The organism is Nitrospira sp. Nam80 (assembly GCF_965152575.1).
The window spans coordinates 2,135,127-2,151,922 of record NZ_OZ224216.1 but is presented as its reverse complement, the minus strand read 5'-3'; the positions used below and the strand labels follow the sequence as shown (position 1 = coordinate 2,151,922).

The 16,796-nt window shown below is 58.1% G+C and carries 16 protein-coding genes; 12 read left to right on the top strand and 4 right to left on the bottom strand.

The features are described 5' to 3' along the window. Window positions 1-32: 32 nt before the first annotated feature. Complete coding sequence (locus ACWGXE_RS10135) at window positions 33-266, bottom strand: helix-turn-helix domain-containing protein (protein ID WP_447603935.1); 234 nt, start codon at window positions 264-266, stop codon at window positions 33-35. 28 nt (window positions 267-294) lie between these two features. Beyond that, window positions 295-576: a type II toxin-antitoxin system mRNA interferase toxin, RelE/StbE family gene (locus ACWGXE_RS10130; RefSeq protein WP_447603934.1), complete on the bottom strand. Its 282-nt coding sequence runs from the start codon at window positions 574-576 to the stop codon at window positions 295-297. Window positions 577-721: 145 nt separating this feature from the next. Between ACWGXE_RS10130 and ACWGXE_RS10125 the strand changes: the two genes are divergently transcribed. The 10 genes from ACWGXE_RS10125 to ACWGXE_RS10080 all read left to right on the top strand — a co-directional run bounded on the left by ACWGXE_RS10125 (window position 722) and on the right by ACWGXE_RS10080 (window position 13,044). Further along, window positions 722-1,156, top strand: a complete 435-nt coding sequence (locus ACWGXE_RS10125) for an RrF2 family transcriptional regulator (RefSeq protein WP_447603404.1) — start codon at window positions 722-724, stop codon at window positions 1,154-1,156. Window positions 1,157-1,173: 17 nt separating this feature from the next. Continuing rightward, entirely contained in the window at window positions 1,174-2,211 is a 1,038-nt protein-coding gene (locus ACWGXE_RS10120; protein ID WP_447603402.1) for a sulfate ABC transporter substrate-binding protein, read from the top strand. Between the two features lie 9 nt (window positions 2,212-2,220). After that, entirely contained in the window at window positions 2,221-3,057 is an 837-nt protein-coding gene (cysT, locus tag ACWGXE_RS10115; RefSeq protein ID WP_447603400.1) for a sulfate ABC transporter permease subunit CysT, read from the top strand. After that, window positions 3,054-3,875 carry a sulfate ABC transporter permease gene (locus ACWGXE_RS10110; protein ID WP_447603399.1) on the top strand — a complete coding sequence of 274 codons (822 nt, stop codon included), beginning with the start codon at window positions 3,054-3,056 and terminating at the stop codon, window positions 3,873-3,875. The genes cysT and ACWGXE_RS10110 overlap by 4 nt, the downstream gene beginning before the upstream one ends. Further along, window positions 3,872-4,969: a sulfate/molybdate ABC transporter ATP-binding protein gene (locus ACWGXE_RS10105; RefSeq protein ID WP_447603397.1), complete on the top strand. Its 1,098-nt coding sequence runs from the start codon at window positions 3,872-3,874 to the stop codon at window positions 4,967-4,969. The genes ACWGXE_RS10110 and ACWGXE_RS10105 overlap by 4 nt, the downstream gene beginning before the upstream one ends. Window positions 4,970-5,203: 234 nt before the next feature. Further along, window positions 5,204-7,069: a transketolase gene (locus ACWGXE_RS10100; RefSeq protein ID WP_447603396.1), complete on the top strand. Its 1,866-nt coding sequence runs from the start codon at window positions 5,204-5,206 to the stop codon at window positions 7,067-7,069. Then, on the top strand, window positions 7,017-7,775 hold the full coding sequence (locus ACWGXE_RS10095) for a Crp/Fnr family transcriptional regulator (RefSeq protein WP_447603394.1): 759 nt from the start codon (window positions 7,017-7,019) through the stop codon (window positions 7,773-7,775). The genes ACWGXE_RS10100 and ACWGXE_RS10095 overlap by 53 nt, the downstream gene beginning before the upstream one ends. Before the next feature lie 144 nt (window positions 7,776-7,919). Then, window positions 7,920-8,918 (top strand): multicopper oxidase domain-containing protein, encoded by a 999-nt coding sequence (locus ACWGXE_RS10090; RefSeq protein ID WP_447603392.1) that lies wholly within the window; start codon window positions 7,920-7,922, stop codon window positions 8,916-8,918. 805 nt (window positions 8,919-9,723) lie between these two features. Then, entirely contained in the window at window positions 9,724-11,643 is a 1,920-nt protein-coding gene (locus ACWGXE_RS10085; RefSeq protein ID WP_447603391.1) for an ATP-binding protein, read from the top strand. A 6-nt stretch (window positions 11,644-11,649) separates the two neighbouring features. Next, window positions 11,650-13,044, top strand: a complete 1,395-nt coding sequence (locus ACWGXE_RS10080; protein WP_447603389.1) for a sigma-54-dependent transcriptional regulator — start codon at window positions 11,650-11,652, stop codon at window positions 13,042-13,044. A gap of 31 nt (window positions 13,045-13,075) precedes the next feature. Here ACWGXE_RS10080 and ACWGXE_RS10075 read toward each other — a convergent pair whose 3' ends face one another. Both ACWGXE_RS10075 and ACWGXE_RS10070 read right to left on the bottom strand, forming a co-directional pair. Then, window positions 13,076-13,393, bottom strand: coding sequence for a cupin domain-containing protein (locus ACWGXE_RS10075; RefSeq protein WP_447603387.1), 318 nt, complete (start codon window positions 13,391-13,393; stop codon window positions 13,076-13,078). Further along, window positions 13,390-14,310, bottom strand: a complete 921-nt coding sequence (locus ACWGXE_RS10070; RefSeq protein ID WP_447603385.1) for a CoB--CoM heterodisulfide reductase iron-sulfur subunit B family protein — start codon at window positions 14,308-14,310, stop codon at window positions 13,390-13,392. Before ACWGXE_RS10070 ends, ACWGXE_RS10075 begins: the two co-directional genes overlap by 4 nt. A 185-nt stretch (window positions 14,311-14,495) precedes the next feature. On the opposite strand from ACWGXE_RS10070, the gene ACWGXE_RS10065 reads away from it, so the two are divergent. Beyond that, a complete protein-coding gene (locus tag ACWGXE_RS10065) occupies window positions 14,496-15,359 on the top strand; it encodes an HDOD domain-containing protein (RefSeq protein WP_447603383.1) in 864 nt (287 codons plus the stop codon). Beyond that, window positions 15,356-16,771, top strand: a complete 1,416-nt coding sequence (gene sthA, locus ACWGXE_RS10060; protein WP_447603381.1) for a Si-specific NAD(P)(+) transhydrogenase — start codon at window positions 15,356-15,358, stop codon at window positions 16,769-16,771. Before ACWGXE_RS10065 ends, sthA begins: the two co-directional genes overlap by 4 nt. Window positions 16,772-16,796 lie beyond the last annotated feature (25 nt).

Below are 16,796 nucleotides of genomic sequence, written 5' to 3'. Positions count from 1 at the left end.
CGGCAGGTATGCCGAACGCGAGCCTCGAATCGCTACGCGGCAGAATCTTTTCCAACTTCCCATCCCGGAAAGACTAATACGGCGGGATGGCATTTCAACGCCCGCGCGATGACTTTTGCGCGATCCACTCCCAGCCGGACGCGGTCATTCTCAATCGCCGAGATGGTCGCTTGGGGAATTCCGGTCATGGCCGATAATTGGTTCTGACTATACCCCTGTAATTCTCTGATGATTCGGACAGATTCTCCGACCGACACATCGATCATCTTTTTGGCACGCCGGAATCCTTTCACGTCATATCCTCCGATAGTCATGCGGGGTGATGCTGATCACTTGAAAAATACCGTCCTTAGCATTCACTTTGTAAATCACACGGTACTGTAAGCCCAGGCGCGATGAACGGTGCTCATGCCATTCGCCCTGCAGAGCCTCGTCATGGAATCCTTTGATGAGCCGGAGACCCGCCAAGCCGGAAACCATAGCGATATCCTTCCATTTCTCATAACGCTTCAAAATTTCGAGAGGCAGCGCAGCAAGTTGCTTGATCACACGCCGATGCTCGTAGACCTCCCACACGGGGTGACTGTACCCATACCTTATAAGGTATGTCAAACGTCGAAAAACTTCCTTACGCCTTCAAGAAACCGCTTGCAGTTCGTCCTTCCTTTCAGTTAATTTCCATCAATCTTGATTAACACACTAGAGTTCCGTCCCTGGCGCCATGAAACTTTCCAAAAAAAGCGAATACGGACTGCGCGCGTTGCTGGAATTGCAAAGTACCTATAAAGGTCCGGTCTTGCAGCGCCACGAAATTGCGGACCGCCAGCACATTCCAGTCGAATTTCTCGAGCAGATCCTCCTCGCGCTGAAGCGTGCCGGCTTATTGACGAGCCGCCGCGGCGTCCGCGGCGGCTATGCGCTCATTAAATCGCCCGACGACATCACGCTCGGACAGGTCATCCGCATTCTCGATGGACCGCTCGCGCCAATTTCCTGCGTGAGCAAGACTGCTTACCAAAAGTGTCCCGACTGCCCCTATGCCTCGAAGCCTCATTGTCCGCTTCAAGACGCAATGGGCGAGGTCAGAAACGCCATCGCCGACATTCTGGATAATTACAGTCTGGCCAAATTCGCATCGGCCGGGTCTCCCATATAAGACAAGAGGTGTCTCTCATGAATCGCTTCAAAATGTTGGTTGTTTTTGCCGTTTTAATACTCACGCTGGCCGACCTGCCCGGCTTTCTCCAGGCGGCCGAGTCACGCGACCTTGTCGTCGCAGCTTACACCGTAGCGAAGGAAGCCTACGAACGCAGCATCATCCCGGCGTTCCAGCGCCATTGGAAAACACGCACCGGCGAGGAGGTACGCGTTCGAACCTCGTACACGGCATCCGGCGCGCAGGCTCGCGCCATCATCGGCGGCTTCGAGGCAGACGTGGCGGCGCTCTCGCTCGAAGGCGACCTTCAGCAAATCGTCAAGGCCGGCCTTATCACCCATGACTGGAGGACCCCGAACAAAGGCATGATTTCGGCATCAGTGGTCGCCTTAGGCGTCCGCAAAGGCAATCCGAAACAGATCAAGGTCTGGGAAGATCTCGCCCGCCCGGGAATCGATGTCTTGTATCCGAATCCCAAGACATCCGGCGGGGCCATGTGGGACATCATTGCCATCTATGGTGCCGGCTTGAAACTGGCGGCCGAGAAAGCCGGTGCCGCAAGCGGAGCATCGCCGGAAACCTATGCGGCCGACCTTCTCAAGCGGATTCAGAAAAATGTGAAGGTCATGGACAAGAGCGGCCGCGAATCCGTCACGACATTCGAGCGCGGCGTGGGCGACGTGATCGTCACCTACGAGAATGAGTTGCTGCCGCGCATCAAAAGCAATCGGCCCTATGAAATTATCGTCCCGGACGAAACGGTCTGGATTGAGAATCCTGTGGCGGTGGTCGACCGGTATGCGGACAAGCACAAAGTCCGTGACATAGCCGAAGCCTTCATCGCCTTTTTGCACGGTCCGGAGGCGCAGGCAGCCTTTGCCGAATTGGGCTTCCGGTCGGTGAGCGCCTCCTCGACCCCGTCCTCTACGTATTCCACGCCGGCCAAACTCTTTTCGATTGCCGATCTTGGCGGCTGGGATCAGATCCAGGACAAGCTGTTCGGCCAACAAGGCGTCTGGACCAAGGCGGTGGAATCCCTTGCGCGAGGAAATTGATCTGTCCTCATGATCGGTCATTCTCTCATCGCCACCGCGCTCCGTCTCACCGCGATCGGCTATGTCTTCTTCCTGATTGTGCTGCCGCTCTTGGGCATCGGCGAACAATCTTTGGCCGGAGGCATCGGCCGTTTTCTTGACGACATCAGCACCCCGCAAGCTTCGGCTGCGCTCCGGCTGACCATCGCGACGGCGCTCCTCACGACCTTTATCAATGCGTTGTTCGGAACACTCTCGGCCATCGTGCTCGTGCGGTACGATTTCCCCGGCCGATGGTTTTTGAATGCGCTGGTCGATCTTCCCTTTGCGATCCCGACCCTGGTGGCCGGTTTGATGATCGCCGCCATCTACGGGCCCACGAGTTTTGCCGGCGGCTGGCTCGAGCAGCGGGGTCTGGCTGTCCTGTACGACTGGCCCGGCATTGTCCTCGCGATGCTCTTCGTCACCATGCCCTTCACGATTCGCGCGCTGCAGCCGGTCCTGATGGAACTGGAGCGGGAACAGGAGGAAGCGGCCTTTACGTTGGGGGCCGGAGCCTGGACCACATTCTGGAAAGTCACCGTTCCATCGGTCCTGCCGGGATTGCTCACGGGCGTCTTCTTGACCTTTGTGCGGGCGCTGGGTGAATTCGGTTCGATTGTCATCGTCGCCGGGAACATCCCCATGAAAACACAGGTCGCATCGGTCTATGTCTACGGAGAAATTGAAAGCTATAACCCGCAGGGCGCGACATCCGTCTCGGTCGCTATTCTGGCGCTGTCCCTCTTGATGCTCGTGCTCTTGGAGCGACTCACCAGGCCGCCCGGTGAGCGATGGCCCCGCTGGACCTCCGGTGCCGCGGCATGACACGACTTTTCCTCATCGGATCAGTGTGGGGCTATTTCTTGTTCCTGCTGATCGGTCCCCTGCTCTATTTGATCGCGCAAATTTTCAGCGAAGGGCTGGCGTCCTTTTGGAATGAAATCACCAAGCCGGAAGCGCTGCATGGATTTTGGCTCACGGCGGAGATCACCCTGCTCGTGCTGATCGTCAATCTGATACTCGGCACGATCACCGCCCTGGTGCTCGTCCGCCAGCAGTTTCCCGGCCGGACATTCCTCAGTGGCTTGATCGATCTGCCCTTTGCCGTCTCGCCGGTTATCGCCGGATTCATGCTGATCCTGCTCTTCGGTCCGGACACGCTGTTGGGGACGTTCTTCGGTTCAATGGGCGTGAAGGTCCTTTTCGCCTTTCCCGCCATGGTTCTGGCGACGTTGTTCGCCACCTTCCCCTTCGTCGTCCGCGAACTCACGCCGCTGCTGCAGACCATCGGGACGGAAGGAGAAGAAGCGGCGCGCACGCTGGGCGCGAATGAATGGCAGGTCTTCTACAAGGTCACGTTGCCCGCGCTCCGTTGGGGGCTGGTCTACGGCGCCACATTGACGACGGCGCGCGCGATCGGAGAATTCGGCGCCGTGCTGGTTGTCTCGGGAAATATTCTATTGCTGACGCAGACCGCCACGCTGCACATTTATCAAAACTATGTTGATTTCAATTACGCGGGCGCCAACGCCGTCGCCTTTACCTTGCTGGCCGTCTCGTTTGCCATTCTCGTGGTGCTCGAAATCGCCAAGGCGCGGGCCCATGCGACCATTGAGCAAATCTCACCGTTAGGTGGATCATGAAGATCGAAGTCCGAGGAGTGACGAAAATATTCGGCTCCGTCACGGCAGTCAGCGGAGTTACTTTCCAGGTCAAGGAAGGCGAACTGCTCGGCCTATTGGGACCGAGCGGCAGCGGCAAGACGACCGTGCTCCGAATGATCGCCGGACTGGAGACTCCCTCGTCGGGCGATATCTTTATTGACGGCCGGCGCGTGAACGATGTCTCGGTTCAGGACCGCAATATCGGCTTTGTGTTTCAACACTATGCTCTGTTCAAGCATCTGACTGTGTTCGGTAATGTCGCGTTCGGACTGCGCATCAAAAAATGGGACCGACCATCGATTGATCGCCGGGTCACGGAATTGCTTGCACTCATGAGTTTGGAAGGGCTGGGAGCCCGGTATCCGCATCAGTTGTCCGGCGGACAACGACAGCGAGTGGCAATCGCCCGGGCCCTGGCGCCTCGCCCGAGCGTCCTGTTGCTCGATGAACCATTCGGGGCGGTCGACGCCAAGGTCCGGCAGGAATTACGTGAATGGCTGATCCGGCTACACGACGAATTGAATGTGACGAGTCTCTTCGTGACGCACGATCAGGAAGAAGCCATGGAGGTGTCCAACCGGATTATCGTATTTTCGAAGGGACGACTCGAACAGGCCGGCTCCCCCGCCGAGGTCTATGAAGATCCTGCCACGGAATTCGTCGCGCGATTCATCGGGTCCATGAACATTCTCAATGGCACGGTGGAAAATGGCGCCGTGCTGGTCGGCTCAATGGAATTCCCGGCGCGTGAGATCCCGGACGGCACGAGCGTGCAAGTGGGATTCAGGCCATATTACGTCAAGATTTCCGATGATCCGGCCCGGTATCGACAGCAGGCCAAGCTCCGCCATATCTACTTTTTGGGAGTCGCCTACCGTTTGGAGATTGAAACGGCCGACGGAGTCCTCCTGCGGTCCCGGATGAACAAGGAGGAATTCCGGCAACATCGATTCGAGGTGGGGCAACCGGTCTCCTATGCGGTGACACAGTTCCGATTCCTTCCGCGCGAAGGCGAGCCATCGGGCTCCGGAGTCCGCCGTTCGCTGCCGCTGCCTGGTCCCTTGACGCCGTGACAGCATGATAAGTGCTGGAAGCTTCGCGTTGGCCGGTCATCGTTTGCCTTCCAGATTCCTTACTTTCATTGTAGTTGCTTTCCTACAATCGCTCCGGTCGTTACGTTCCTACATATTGCTCGTCGGCAAAAGCCTTCATTGACTCACCCGATTCCTTTTGTTACGTTCCCATGAATGGGCGCGGGATCCGCGCGACATCGCTGTCTGTCTTTAGCCCCGGAAAGGACAATGAGTATGGCTTCTTCTGTCGCCACATCCGACCTCGTGACTTTGCTCGAAAATAAAGCCGCGCAGCTCCGAATCGACAGCGTCAAGGCCACGACTGAAGCCGGCAGCGGTCATCCGACGAGTTGCGCGTCGGCGGCGGACATCGTGGCCACGCTGTTCTTTTCAGTGATGCGCTACGACCCCAAGAATCCCAAACTCCCGAACAGCGACCGGTTCATTCTTTCCAAGGGACATGCGGCTCCGCTCTTGTATGCCGCCTGGGCGGAAGCAGGGCTGTTTCCCCGAGAGGAGTTGCTCAAGTTGCGGACGCTCGGTTCAGACCTCGAAGGCCACCCGACTCCGCGTCTCTCGTTCGTGGATACGGCCACTGGGTCGCTCGGTCAAGGGTTGTCCGCCGGAATCGGGATGGCATTGTGCGCCAAAATCGTCGATCGCAGCCCGCAGCGCATTTACGTGCTCATGGGAGACGGCGAATCGGTTGAAGGATCCGTGTGGGAAGCAGCGGAAGTCGGACAACATTACAACTTGGATAATCTCTGCGCGATCATCGATGTCAATCGATTGGGCCAAAGCGATCCCACCATGTTGCAGCACGACATGGAGGCCTACCAAAGCCGCTGGGCCGGTTTCGGCTGGCACGCGATCGTCGTGGACGGCCATGATATCACTGCCCTTTTGGACGCGTTTTCCGAAGCGGCGCACACTAAAGGCAAGCCGACCATCCTGTTAGCCAGGACCCTGAAAGGCAAGGGCATCTCTTTCGTCGAAGACCGTCCGGATTGGCACGGCAAGCCGCTGAAAAAAGGAGACGAGGCGCAAAAGGCCCTCGCCGAATTGGAGCAGCAATTGAAACCGTCCGCAGGCCAGCCGAATATCAAACGGCCCGATGTTTCACACAACGGCGCCAAACCGGCCGGCAAAATGGCGGCGCCCTCCTATAAAGCAGGCGATAACGCGGCGACGCGGGAGGCCTTTGGAACGGCGCTCGCGGCGTTGGGCGACGCCAACCCACTCGTCGTGGCGCTCGATGCGGACGTGAAGAATTCGACCTACACCGAGAAATTCGGCAAGCGGTTTCCGGACCGGTTCTTTGAGAACTTCATCGCGGAGCAAAACATGATCGGGTCGGCCGTCGGCTTGGCCGCCTGCGGCAAGATCCCCTTCGCGGCGACATTCGCCTGTTTCCTTACCCGCGCCTACGATTTCATCAGGATGGCCGCGATCAGCCAAGCCAACATCAAACTGGTGGGCACGCACGTCGGCGTCAGCATCGGCGAGGATGGACCGTCACAGATGGGCTTGGAGGATATCGCCATGATGGCCGCACAGCCAGGCGTCGTGGTGCTCTATCCCTCGGATGCCGTCTCGATGTACCGGCTGGTGGAAACGGCCGCGTCTCATCGAGGTATGGTGTATCTTCGAGCCGGCCGGCCGAAATCGCCGGTGCTCTATGCCGACAGCGACGTCTTCACCATCGGAGGCTCCCGCGTGCTGCGCCAGAGTGCGAACGATAAGCTGACCCTCGTCGCCGCCGGTGTCACGCTCTTCGAAGCGCTCAAAGCCCACGATCAATTGAAGGCATCGGGCGTCCATACCCGCGTCATCGATCTGTACAGCGTCGCGCCGATTGATCGCGCGACATTGGTCGAGAGTGCCCGTGCCACCGGCGGAAACGTGCTGACGGTCGAAGATCATTATGCGCATGGCGGTATCGGCGACGCCGTCTTGAGCGCCTTGGGTTCCGAAGCAGTCCGGGTTCATAAACTGGCGGTACGGGAGATTCCACACAGTGGCAAACCAGAAGAGCTCATCGATCACTATGGGATCGGAGCACGCAGCATCGTCGAAACCGCCAAGCAAATCGTCGCCTGACCCGGCGGCCGGGCCACGCGAGGTCTTCCGGCCGATTCCCCTGCTCGATATCTTGGGCGAGCAGGAGCGCCGGAGCTTCCTGGAAGAGCTCACCGAAGCGCACTACGGTAAGGGCCAATACATCTTCCGCCAAGGCGATCCTGCTGATTACTTTCACATCGTCACCCGCGGCTCGGTGAAGTGCGTCAAATCCTCTCCCGAGGGCAAAGAATGCACGTTGAAAGTATTGATGCCGGGCGATCTCTTCTGCTGCGAAGCGGCGGTCTTTGACGGATCGCCCCACCCGGGGACGGCGCAACCGATGGGGGAAGTCAGCGTCTTGCGGCTGAGCAAGAAGGCCTACTTCGATATGCTGCGCAGCAACCCCGATGCCGCCATCGAAGTGATCAAATATTTGGGCAACCGGCTCAATGAAGTGCAGGAGCAAGCCAAGATCCTCGCGCTGGATCGCGCCGATCAACGGTTGGCGTCTTTGTTGGTGAACCTGGCTGAACGCACCGGCGTGACAGAGACATCAGGCGTCAGGCTTGGCGTCCGGCTGACAAGGCAAGATATGGCGAATATGGTCGGTGTCACGACCGAAACCGCTATTCGCATCATGGCCCGGTTCAAAAAGTTGCGCCTGGTCTCCGGGACTGCCGCCCGGCTGGTGGTGCGCGATCTCGCCCGCCTCAAGGAACTGGCTGTCATGAAGCCTTCGTTATGATTTGTTTAAAAATATGACATTTGTCATATTATTTTGCGTTCTACCTGCCGTATCCTCCCATTACCCTGAACAGTAGGGTTCCATCGCGAGTCTGAATCGACTCGGTGGGAAGAGTGCGCTTCATCACATTTCAAGGAGGATTCCATGCAGACCGGAAAGAATAGTCGTCGAAGCCTATGGGCCAAGAGCCGTCTCCCGGCATCGGCGCTCGCCATCGCATTCGTCATCGCCGGGGTAACCAGCCCTGCCGGCGCCAAGACTCACGAGGTCAAGATGACGGCGGTTGAAAAAAACGTCACGATCGAAGGGGGCGGTGAAACCTACGCCGCCTGGACTTTCAATGGTCAGATGCCAGGGCCGGTGATTCGAGTGAGCGAAGGGGATACGATTCATTTCACCTTGACGAATCCGGCGGAAAACAAAAATCCGCACGCCATGGACTTCCATGCCGCGGAGATCGACTTTTTGAAAAACTATCGGGCGATCAACGCGGGCGAAACGATTGACTTCACCTTCGTCGCGAAAAAGCCGGGCATCTTCTTCTATCACTGCGGCGCGCCGCCCATGATTCAGCACGTTGCGCGCGGCATGTTCGGCGCCATCATTGTGGATCCAAAGGATGCCAAGACCTGGCCGAAAGCGGATCGCGAATACGTGCTCGTGCAGTCGGAGTTGTACAAGAACCCAAATGACGTGCAGGCCATGTTTGACCGGAAATATGATCACATTGTCTTTAACGGCGGCATTTTCAAATACCATCCCTTCGTGACCGGAGGCCATGCGTTGGAGGCCAAGCCGGGAGAGCGGGTTCGGATCTATTTTGTGAATGCAGGACCCAATGAATTTTCCTCGTTCCATCCGATCGGCGAAATTTGGGACAATGTCTATGAGAGCGGCAATCCGGCGAATAAACTGACCGGGGTGCAAACTTATGTCGTAGGACCCGGTAGCGCGGCGACGTTCGATGTCATCCCCGAATCAGCCGGCGCCTATCCACTGGTCACCCATTCGCTGACGGGGGCGTTGCGGGGGGCTATCGCAGTTCTGGTGGCATCACCTGATGCCAAGCCGGCGCCCTTGATGCCCCATACTCCATGGGAGATCGACACGCCTGCAACGGGCATCACGCCGTCCGTGCAATAGGTCTACGCGGCAACAGCGACGTGGGAGGTGGTCCCTTGCGATCACCTCCCGCGTGAGTTGCCGCACGGTGCGGGTTGAGCGGCTCCGCTCATTTTGCTCTTTCACTCCATCACCATTTCTAGAGGACTCACCGCGTCTTGGCTTGCCATGGTTCCCATAAGCGTTGACTAGAGAGGGTCTAGGCTTGGGGAACGCCCCTTGCTTAGCTCCTAGGTAATGTCTGATACGTTCGACGGTTATCGACAGATCCATTGCGATAAAACATCGTATGAACGGGACGCCATTCCTTCCACGCTGATTACTCCGGCAGATCAAACTTTTGCCTCCGCGACAGCGTCCGCTTCGCGGAGATTCCGTTCCGCGCAGGGGTCGGGAATATCAGCGCACGAGGCGCGATCTAGCCTACATTATTCATGACGGTTCGTGACGAAACCGCTAAGACGCAGACGACACGGGCGCGTGGAGCGCCGAGACTTGAAACGGAATGTCTACGCCACGAGGGGCGAACCCGCCCGCCACACCAAGCTTCGCTTGGGCCGCCGCGTTCGATCAAATCGCGGCGGAGAGGTACTTGGCCATCGACTCCGCAGCCGGGTGCGTCCCTTCCGCGCTTGCAAGGTCGAGCGCTATCTGATTGATGTCGCGCGAAAGTAGACCCCCTAACTGGGTTGTTCTTGATTAATAGATTCAAATCGGCGGTTGCAGTAGAAGTATTCATGAATAATGTGGGCTAGAGGAAGACATCCGGCCCTCAATTGCTTTAACAGCCAAAGGCGGCTTACGATATTGGCAAGCTGGAGAGACAATGCGGTACTTGGCTCGCGTTCTCAAGGATTTGCCTATTGCCCGGAAGCTCCTCCTCGCCTCCTTGATTCCGGTCCTGACCATTATCGTGTTGAGTATCGTGACCTACCGCAGCGTCCAGGTCTTTTCCGAGGATGAGGAGCAGTTAAACAACCTGTATCTGACTCAAAAGCGCGCGGCCGAATATATGCGTCTCGTCGTCGATATGGAGACCGGCTTTCGCGGATACGTCATGACCAAGCAGACACGATATCTCCACCCCTATCGGAGGGCACAGGAATCGACCCCGCTCGTGGGACAGGCGCTGCTGGAAAGCGTCTATGATGCGGAGCCGCAGCGGAAGATTATCATCAATGTGCAGCGATTGGTCGCCCAGTTATTCAAAGAGAAGGACGAAATCATCGAAGAAGTGAAGGCGGGTCATGTGGATATGGCGCTGCGGTACGTCGAAGCGGGACGCGGCCGTGCCATCATGGTCACCATTCGGGAAGAGATGTCCCAGTTCGATCACTTGGAGCAGGAAGCCCTCCATGTGCGCCTGGCGAAAATTGCTCAAGATCGGGACGCAATGGTCTCGGTCTTTCTCGGCGGTGGATCTCTCGCCCTGGTACTGATGATCCTTGCGCTTCACCTCATCGGCCGCTCCATTACGACTCCTCTGGTGGCGTTGGCCAGAGCGGTCGGCTCGGCCTCGACCAAGCCGATCACGAATGTCCCAGCCACTGACCGTCAGGACGAAATCGGCAATCTCGCGCGGGTCATTCACATGATGAGCGTCCAGTTGGGCGAGCATCTCGCCCGGATGGAGGAATCGGAAGCGGAATTGCGTGCCCTCAATCAAAATTTGTCGGCCTCCGAATCGAAGTATCGAAGTCTCGTCGACCACGCGCCGTTCGGCATTTTTACGACCCAGGGCATGGCAATCACGTTCAGTAATCGCTATAACCAGTTGCTCGCGGGCCTCAATCCGGATTCGAAAGATGCACCGGATGAATTCCGGCAATGGATCCATCCGGACGACCGTGATCGGGTGCTCAACGAATTCGCCGAGGCCGTGCGCGAAAATCGTCCCTACGAGACGATTTTCCGATTCGTGCATCTGGATGGGACCATTAGAAAGGTGCTGAGCCGGCGCATCCCCATCCAGGACGAGCAGGGCCGCACGGTCATGTATCAGGGTTTCAATATCGATATCTCCGCCCTCGACCAGATGCAGGCCCAGCTCAGGCGAGCGGAGCGTTTGGCGACGCTCGGACAATTTGCCGCCGGGATCGCGCACGAAATACGCAACCCGCTTGTTGGCATCGGGTCCACCACCGCGCTTCTCTTGGATGACACGGCTCCGGATGATCCCCGCCGCGGCGACCTGGAGATTATTTTTCGGGAAATCCATCGCTTGGACCGCATCGTCAACCAGATTGTCGATCACGCGAGACCTCGAGCCATTGCGCCGTCCTGGTTCAGCATGTCCGATGTGGTTCATGGCGCATTCAAATTGCTGGAAACCACACTGACCGAGAAACATTTGGTCGTGTCCTGCCAACTGTCTTCAAACCTTCCTCCAATTCATGCGGACCCGGATCAGATCAAGCAGGTATTGCTCAACGTGTTTCAAAATGCGATCGAGGCCTCGCGCGAGGGCGGCGCCATCACCGTCACCGCCTCCGAACAGGCGCGGGGATCGGAGGCAGGAGTCGGCATCGCGGTGATGGACCAAGGGCGCGGCATCTCGCATGAGGATCTGTCGCACGTATTTGAACCGTTCTTCACGCTCGGGAAACGGCGGGGAACCGGGCTCGGCCTCGCTATTTGCCGGAATATCATTGAACTTCATGGCGGTGATATCGCGCTGGCCTCCGAACAGGGGAAAGGCACGACCGTCAGCATATGGCTGCCGTTGCGGCAGTCAGGATCGGGGTAACGACATATGGGCGCCACAATCTTTGTCACAGATGATGAACCGGCCATCCGCTCGGCGCTGGTCAAGCGGTTGTCCCGGCGACAGCATGCGGTGTCCGGCTTCGAATCCGGCGACGCTCTCATCAAGGGACTTGACCGCGAAGTCCCCGACCTGATTCTGCTCGATTTGAAAATGCCGGGGCTTTCCGGTCTGGATACCCTGAAGGCGATTCGGTCCAAATTTCCCCAACCCATCATCATCATGCTGACGGCATACGGCACGGTGGAAGATGCAGTCGAAGCGATGAAACTGGGAGCCTACGATTTCGTGATCAAGACGGTCGATCTGGATGGACTGGACCAGGTCGTCGGCCGTGCGCTGGAATTGCTGACCTTGCGGCGCCGTGTGACCTATGAAGCCGAACGCCAAGGCGACGAATTTTCCATGGAGAATTTGATCGCCGAAAGCGCGGCCATGAAGGCCCTTGTCAGCCAAATCCGAGAAGTGGCGCAGAATCCCAAGACGAGCGTGTTATTGATGGGCGAGACGGGCACCGGCAAGGAATTCATCGCACGCGTGCTCCATCATAACGGCACGCGCGCCGCCGCTCCCTTCATCGGCGTGAATTGCACGGCCATCCCTCGGGAACTATTTGAAAGTGAATTGTTCGGGTACGAGCGGGGCGCGTTCACCGGCGCGCATCACCGGAAGCTGGGCGTGCTGGATCGCGCGGAGAGCGGCACGCTGTTTCTCGACGAAATCGGCGATCTCGATCTGGCGATGCAGGCCAAATTGCTGCGCGTGCTGCAGGAGCGGAAGTTTCAGCGTGTCGGGGGCACCGAGGAAATTTCCGTGGATTTCCGCCTGATCGCGGCGACGAACCGGGATTTGAAGAAAGAGATCGCGCGGGGGGCGTTTCGCGAGGACCTGTATTTCCGGCTCAACGTCGTCACGTTTGAATTGCCGCCGCTTCGATACCGCGTGGAGGATATTTTCCCGCTCTCCATGCATGCCCTTATGCGATACGGCAAAGAATTTGGCAAGGACATCGTCGAGATCGACCCCGAGGCGCGGGCCATTCTGCAACGCTATTCTTATCCCGGCAATATTCGGGAACTTCAAAATATTATGGAGCGGGCCACGATTTTTTGCCAGGGCCGAACGTTGACACCGGCGTGCCTGCCCCGCGAATTGCGGGACACCAGCCTGCAAACCGCGACCTCCACGACCCAAGGAGATCAACATGTCGTTCGTGTGGAGATGACGCTCGGCAAGCAAAGCCTGGCGGATGTCGAGGGGGCGATTATCGAGGAAGTATTGCGGCTGTCTGACTATAACAAGAGCCTGGCCGCCAAACATTTGGGCGTGACCCGATTCGCGCTGGATCGCCGGCTCCGCAAGCTGGAAACCAAACAGTCATAACCCGCATGGCCATGGATCGATGCGGCGCAGTTTACGGATTGGGGGCGACGAACACCAGCACTTTCAACCGCTGATTCGTATGGTTCTTGACGCCGTGCTCAGCTCCCGCCGGCGCCAGCGTCCCGAGCCCGGCCCCCAGGACCTTCGATTCCGACCCGACCTGGAACGTTCCCTCCCCCTCCAAGACCAGGTACACCTTGTCCTGTTCTCCATGGACATGGCCTTTCTGCTCTTGGCCCGGTTCGAAACAATAGATATCGCAAAAGAAGCGCGGGGTCTGAAACAAATTGTTCTTCTTCATTTTTTCCGCGCTGAACTGCTGATGATCGGCGAGGCGCACCACATTCATGAACGAACTCCCTTCGGCTCTTTGATCTGCTGTTGGCGCTGCTGGATCGTGCGGACAATGGAATCGACCGGGACCAGATGCCGGGACACGCCCAAATCACGGGCGGGAATGCCCATGGCCAGCCCTAATAATTGGGGCAGATGCAGAATGGGCAACTGGAGTGACGCATTGACTGCCCGGCCGGCCCGTTCCTGATAAATATCGAGGCTCATGTGGCAGAGGGGGCACGGGGTCACCATGAAGTCGGCCCCCTGATCCTTGGCTTCCTTCATGTTGCCGCCCGCCATCGCCACCGCAATCGCTTCCTTTTCCAAGATGATCGGAAAGCCACAGCATTTCGTGCGCCCGGCGTAACTGACCGGTTCCCCTCCCACGGCGCGAATGACCTTTTCCAAAGAAGTCGGTTGTTCCGGATCATCAAAGCCCAAGTCCCAGGACGGGCGCAAAATGTAGCAGCCATAGAACGGAGCAATGCGAAATTCATCCATCGGAATACGAACTTGTTCGCCCAACCGGGTCAGTCCGACTTCCCGGACGACAATCCACAACAAGTGCTTCACTTGGATGGTTCCACGATAGGCCACCCCGTCCTTCTCCAGGACCGCGTTAATCCGGTTAAGCAGGCCTGGCTCGGTTTTTAATCGCTTATTGGCGGCCCCCATGACGCCCTGACAGGTCCCGCAGATCGTCATGACATCCAACCCCAGCTGTTCGGCCTGCGCGAACGTCCGGGCATTCAGGGCAAGGGCCACCTCCGGATCCGCTTCCGCCACCACACCCGCGCCACAACAGGATGCCGCCGCGAGTTCCGCGACATCGATGCCCAGACGGCCGATAATCGCCATCGTGGACTGATACAGTTCGGGTGTTGCCCCCTTCGCCGCACAACCGGGATAGAGCGCGTATCGTAGAGCCATCCGTCGGTGATTCCTTTCAGTAAAAAGATACCCCAATCACGTTGCCGCAGTATACATTATGCCGCTTCAGTCTCGAAGCGCCGTCCGTGGTCCGGGCTAAGGTTTTTCATCCCGGAAGCCGAAGAAGCACTATCCAGAATCAAGATAATCACACCGGTGGTTCCAATCACGCCATGGAGCATTGCATGACTTCCACTGCTGCGGCCTCCAATTCCTCCTGCGATCGCCTGGAATCATTACTAAGTCAGCGGATCGAGACCGGCGCCATCGAAGTTCCTCTGTTGCCGAAGGTGGCTTCCGAAGTCCTTACGATGGTGTATGACCCGAACGCCGAGGCCTCGAAATTAGCCGGCCTGATCCATCAAGACCAGGCGTTGGCCGCCCATGTCATCAGAGTGGCCAATTCGCCGGCCTACATGCCGCGCAATCCGGTCGTCTCTCTCCAACACGCCGTCGCCATGCTCGGGATGAACCTCCTCTCCGAAATTGCGTTTACCACCTCGCTCAAGAATGCGGCGTTGAAGGTCGAGGGCTTTGAACAGGAGATCAAGGGCCTCTGGCGGCACTCGCTGGCCAGCGGGGCCTATGCGAAGGAAATCGCCCGGATGCGCCGGTTCAACGTCGAAAGCGCCTATCTTTGCGGACTTCTGCACGCCATCGGAAAACCGGTGGTCGTGCAGACCGCAGCCGCCCTGTCGAAAGAGTACCGGATTTCGATTGAGCCCGGCTGGGTGGATCGACTCTTGGCCGGTTATCACACTCGCATCGGGTCGTTGATCGCCAAAAACTGGGCGCTTCCTCAACAGGTGGCCGAATCCATCGTTTTCTACGAACACTATGATCAAGCCACGGGGGCCCGTCAGGAATGCATGACGACCTGCCTGGCCGACCGGCTGGCGACGCATCTCCTTCAGCCCGAATCGATGGATGACACCGTCGTGCGCGACCATCCGGTGTATGCCGAGCTGAATCTCTATCCTGACGACGTTGACGCGCTGCTTCAGATGAAAGACAAGATCGCGGCCGTCGTGGAGGCGATGAACGTATGAGCCCGGTTGCTCGCTACGATATCATAGTCGTCGGCAGCGGCCCCGCGGGCCAGAAGGCCGCTATCCAGGGCGCCAAAGCCGGGAAGCGGGTCGCCTTGATCGAACGAGAACAAGGCGTCGGCGGCAATTGCGTCTATCGGGGCACCATTCCCAGCAAGACCTTGCGGGAAAGCGCGCTGCAGCATGCCAGCTTGAAGCGCGCGGGCGACGCTTTTGAAGGACGGCTTCGCTCCGATGTCCCGGTGGCCTCGCTCATGACGCGGCTTGAAGAAGTGGTCAAAGCGCACGAACTGTATATGACCAATCAACTGACTCGGAACGGCGTTGTCTATCTCCATGGACGAGCAAGTTTCAGTTCCGAGCATGAGATCGAACTCCTATCCGTCGACGGGGCCAGGCAGATTCTTTGGGCGGATATTATCGTTCTCGCCACCGGCACCAGGCCTCGACTCACTCCCGAAATCCCGATCGATCATGAGCATATCCTGGACAGCGATTCCCTCCTGTCGGTGATCTATCTGCCCCGCTCGTTGACGGTCGTCGGTGGCGGGGTCATCGCATGCGAGTATGCCTCGATCTTCTCTCTGCTGGGCGTGCAGGTCACCATGATCGATAAAGCCGTTCGGCCGCTCCAGTTCTTGGATAAGGAAGTGGTGTTGACCTTTCAGAAGAGTTTCGAACGGCACGGCGGGCAATATCACGGCGGTCGTATGGTCAGAGAGGCGACCTGGGATGGGGTGTCACAGGTCAAGGCTTTACTCGACGACGGCATCACGGTCGCGAGTGAAAAAATGCTGGTCGCGGTCGGCCGGCAAGCGAATATCGAAGGGCTGGCATTGGAAGCCGCCGGTCTCACTGTGAACGCGAAAGGCACGCTGTCGGTGAATGATTACGGCCAGACCAGCGTGCCGCATATTTATGCGGCGGGCGACATGTTGGGCCCGCCGGCCCTCGCCTCCTCGGCGATGGAGCAAGGACGGCGGGCGGTCTGTCATGCGCTGAATTTGCCGGTAGGCGATTCCGTGAACCAGATTCCGCTCGGCATCTATACGCTGCCTGAGATCTCCTCGATCGGATTGGACGAAGATGCCGCTCGGCTCCGCTATAGCTGCCCATTGATCGGGCGGGCGCGATTCAACGAAATTGCCCGCGGCCAGATCTCCGGCGCGGCGGACGGACTCCTGAAGATGGTCGCCGACCCCAGCGGCGAACGGTTGCTCGGCCTGCAGATTGTCGGCGAGGGGGCAACGGAGTTGATCCATGTGGGGCAAGTGGCGTTACAGCATGCCGCGAGCATCGATTTCTTTATCGACAGCATTTTCAATTTTCCGACCTTGGCCGAGGCCTACCGCGTCGCCGCGCTTGATATTCTCGGGCAGCGCCAGCACTTAGGCCGGTCAGCCGCCGCGTAACCTCCACCTACTATTGTTACTCTTC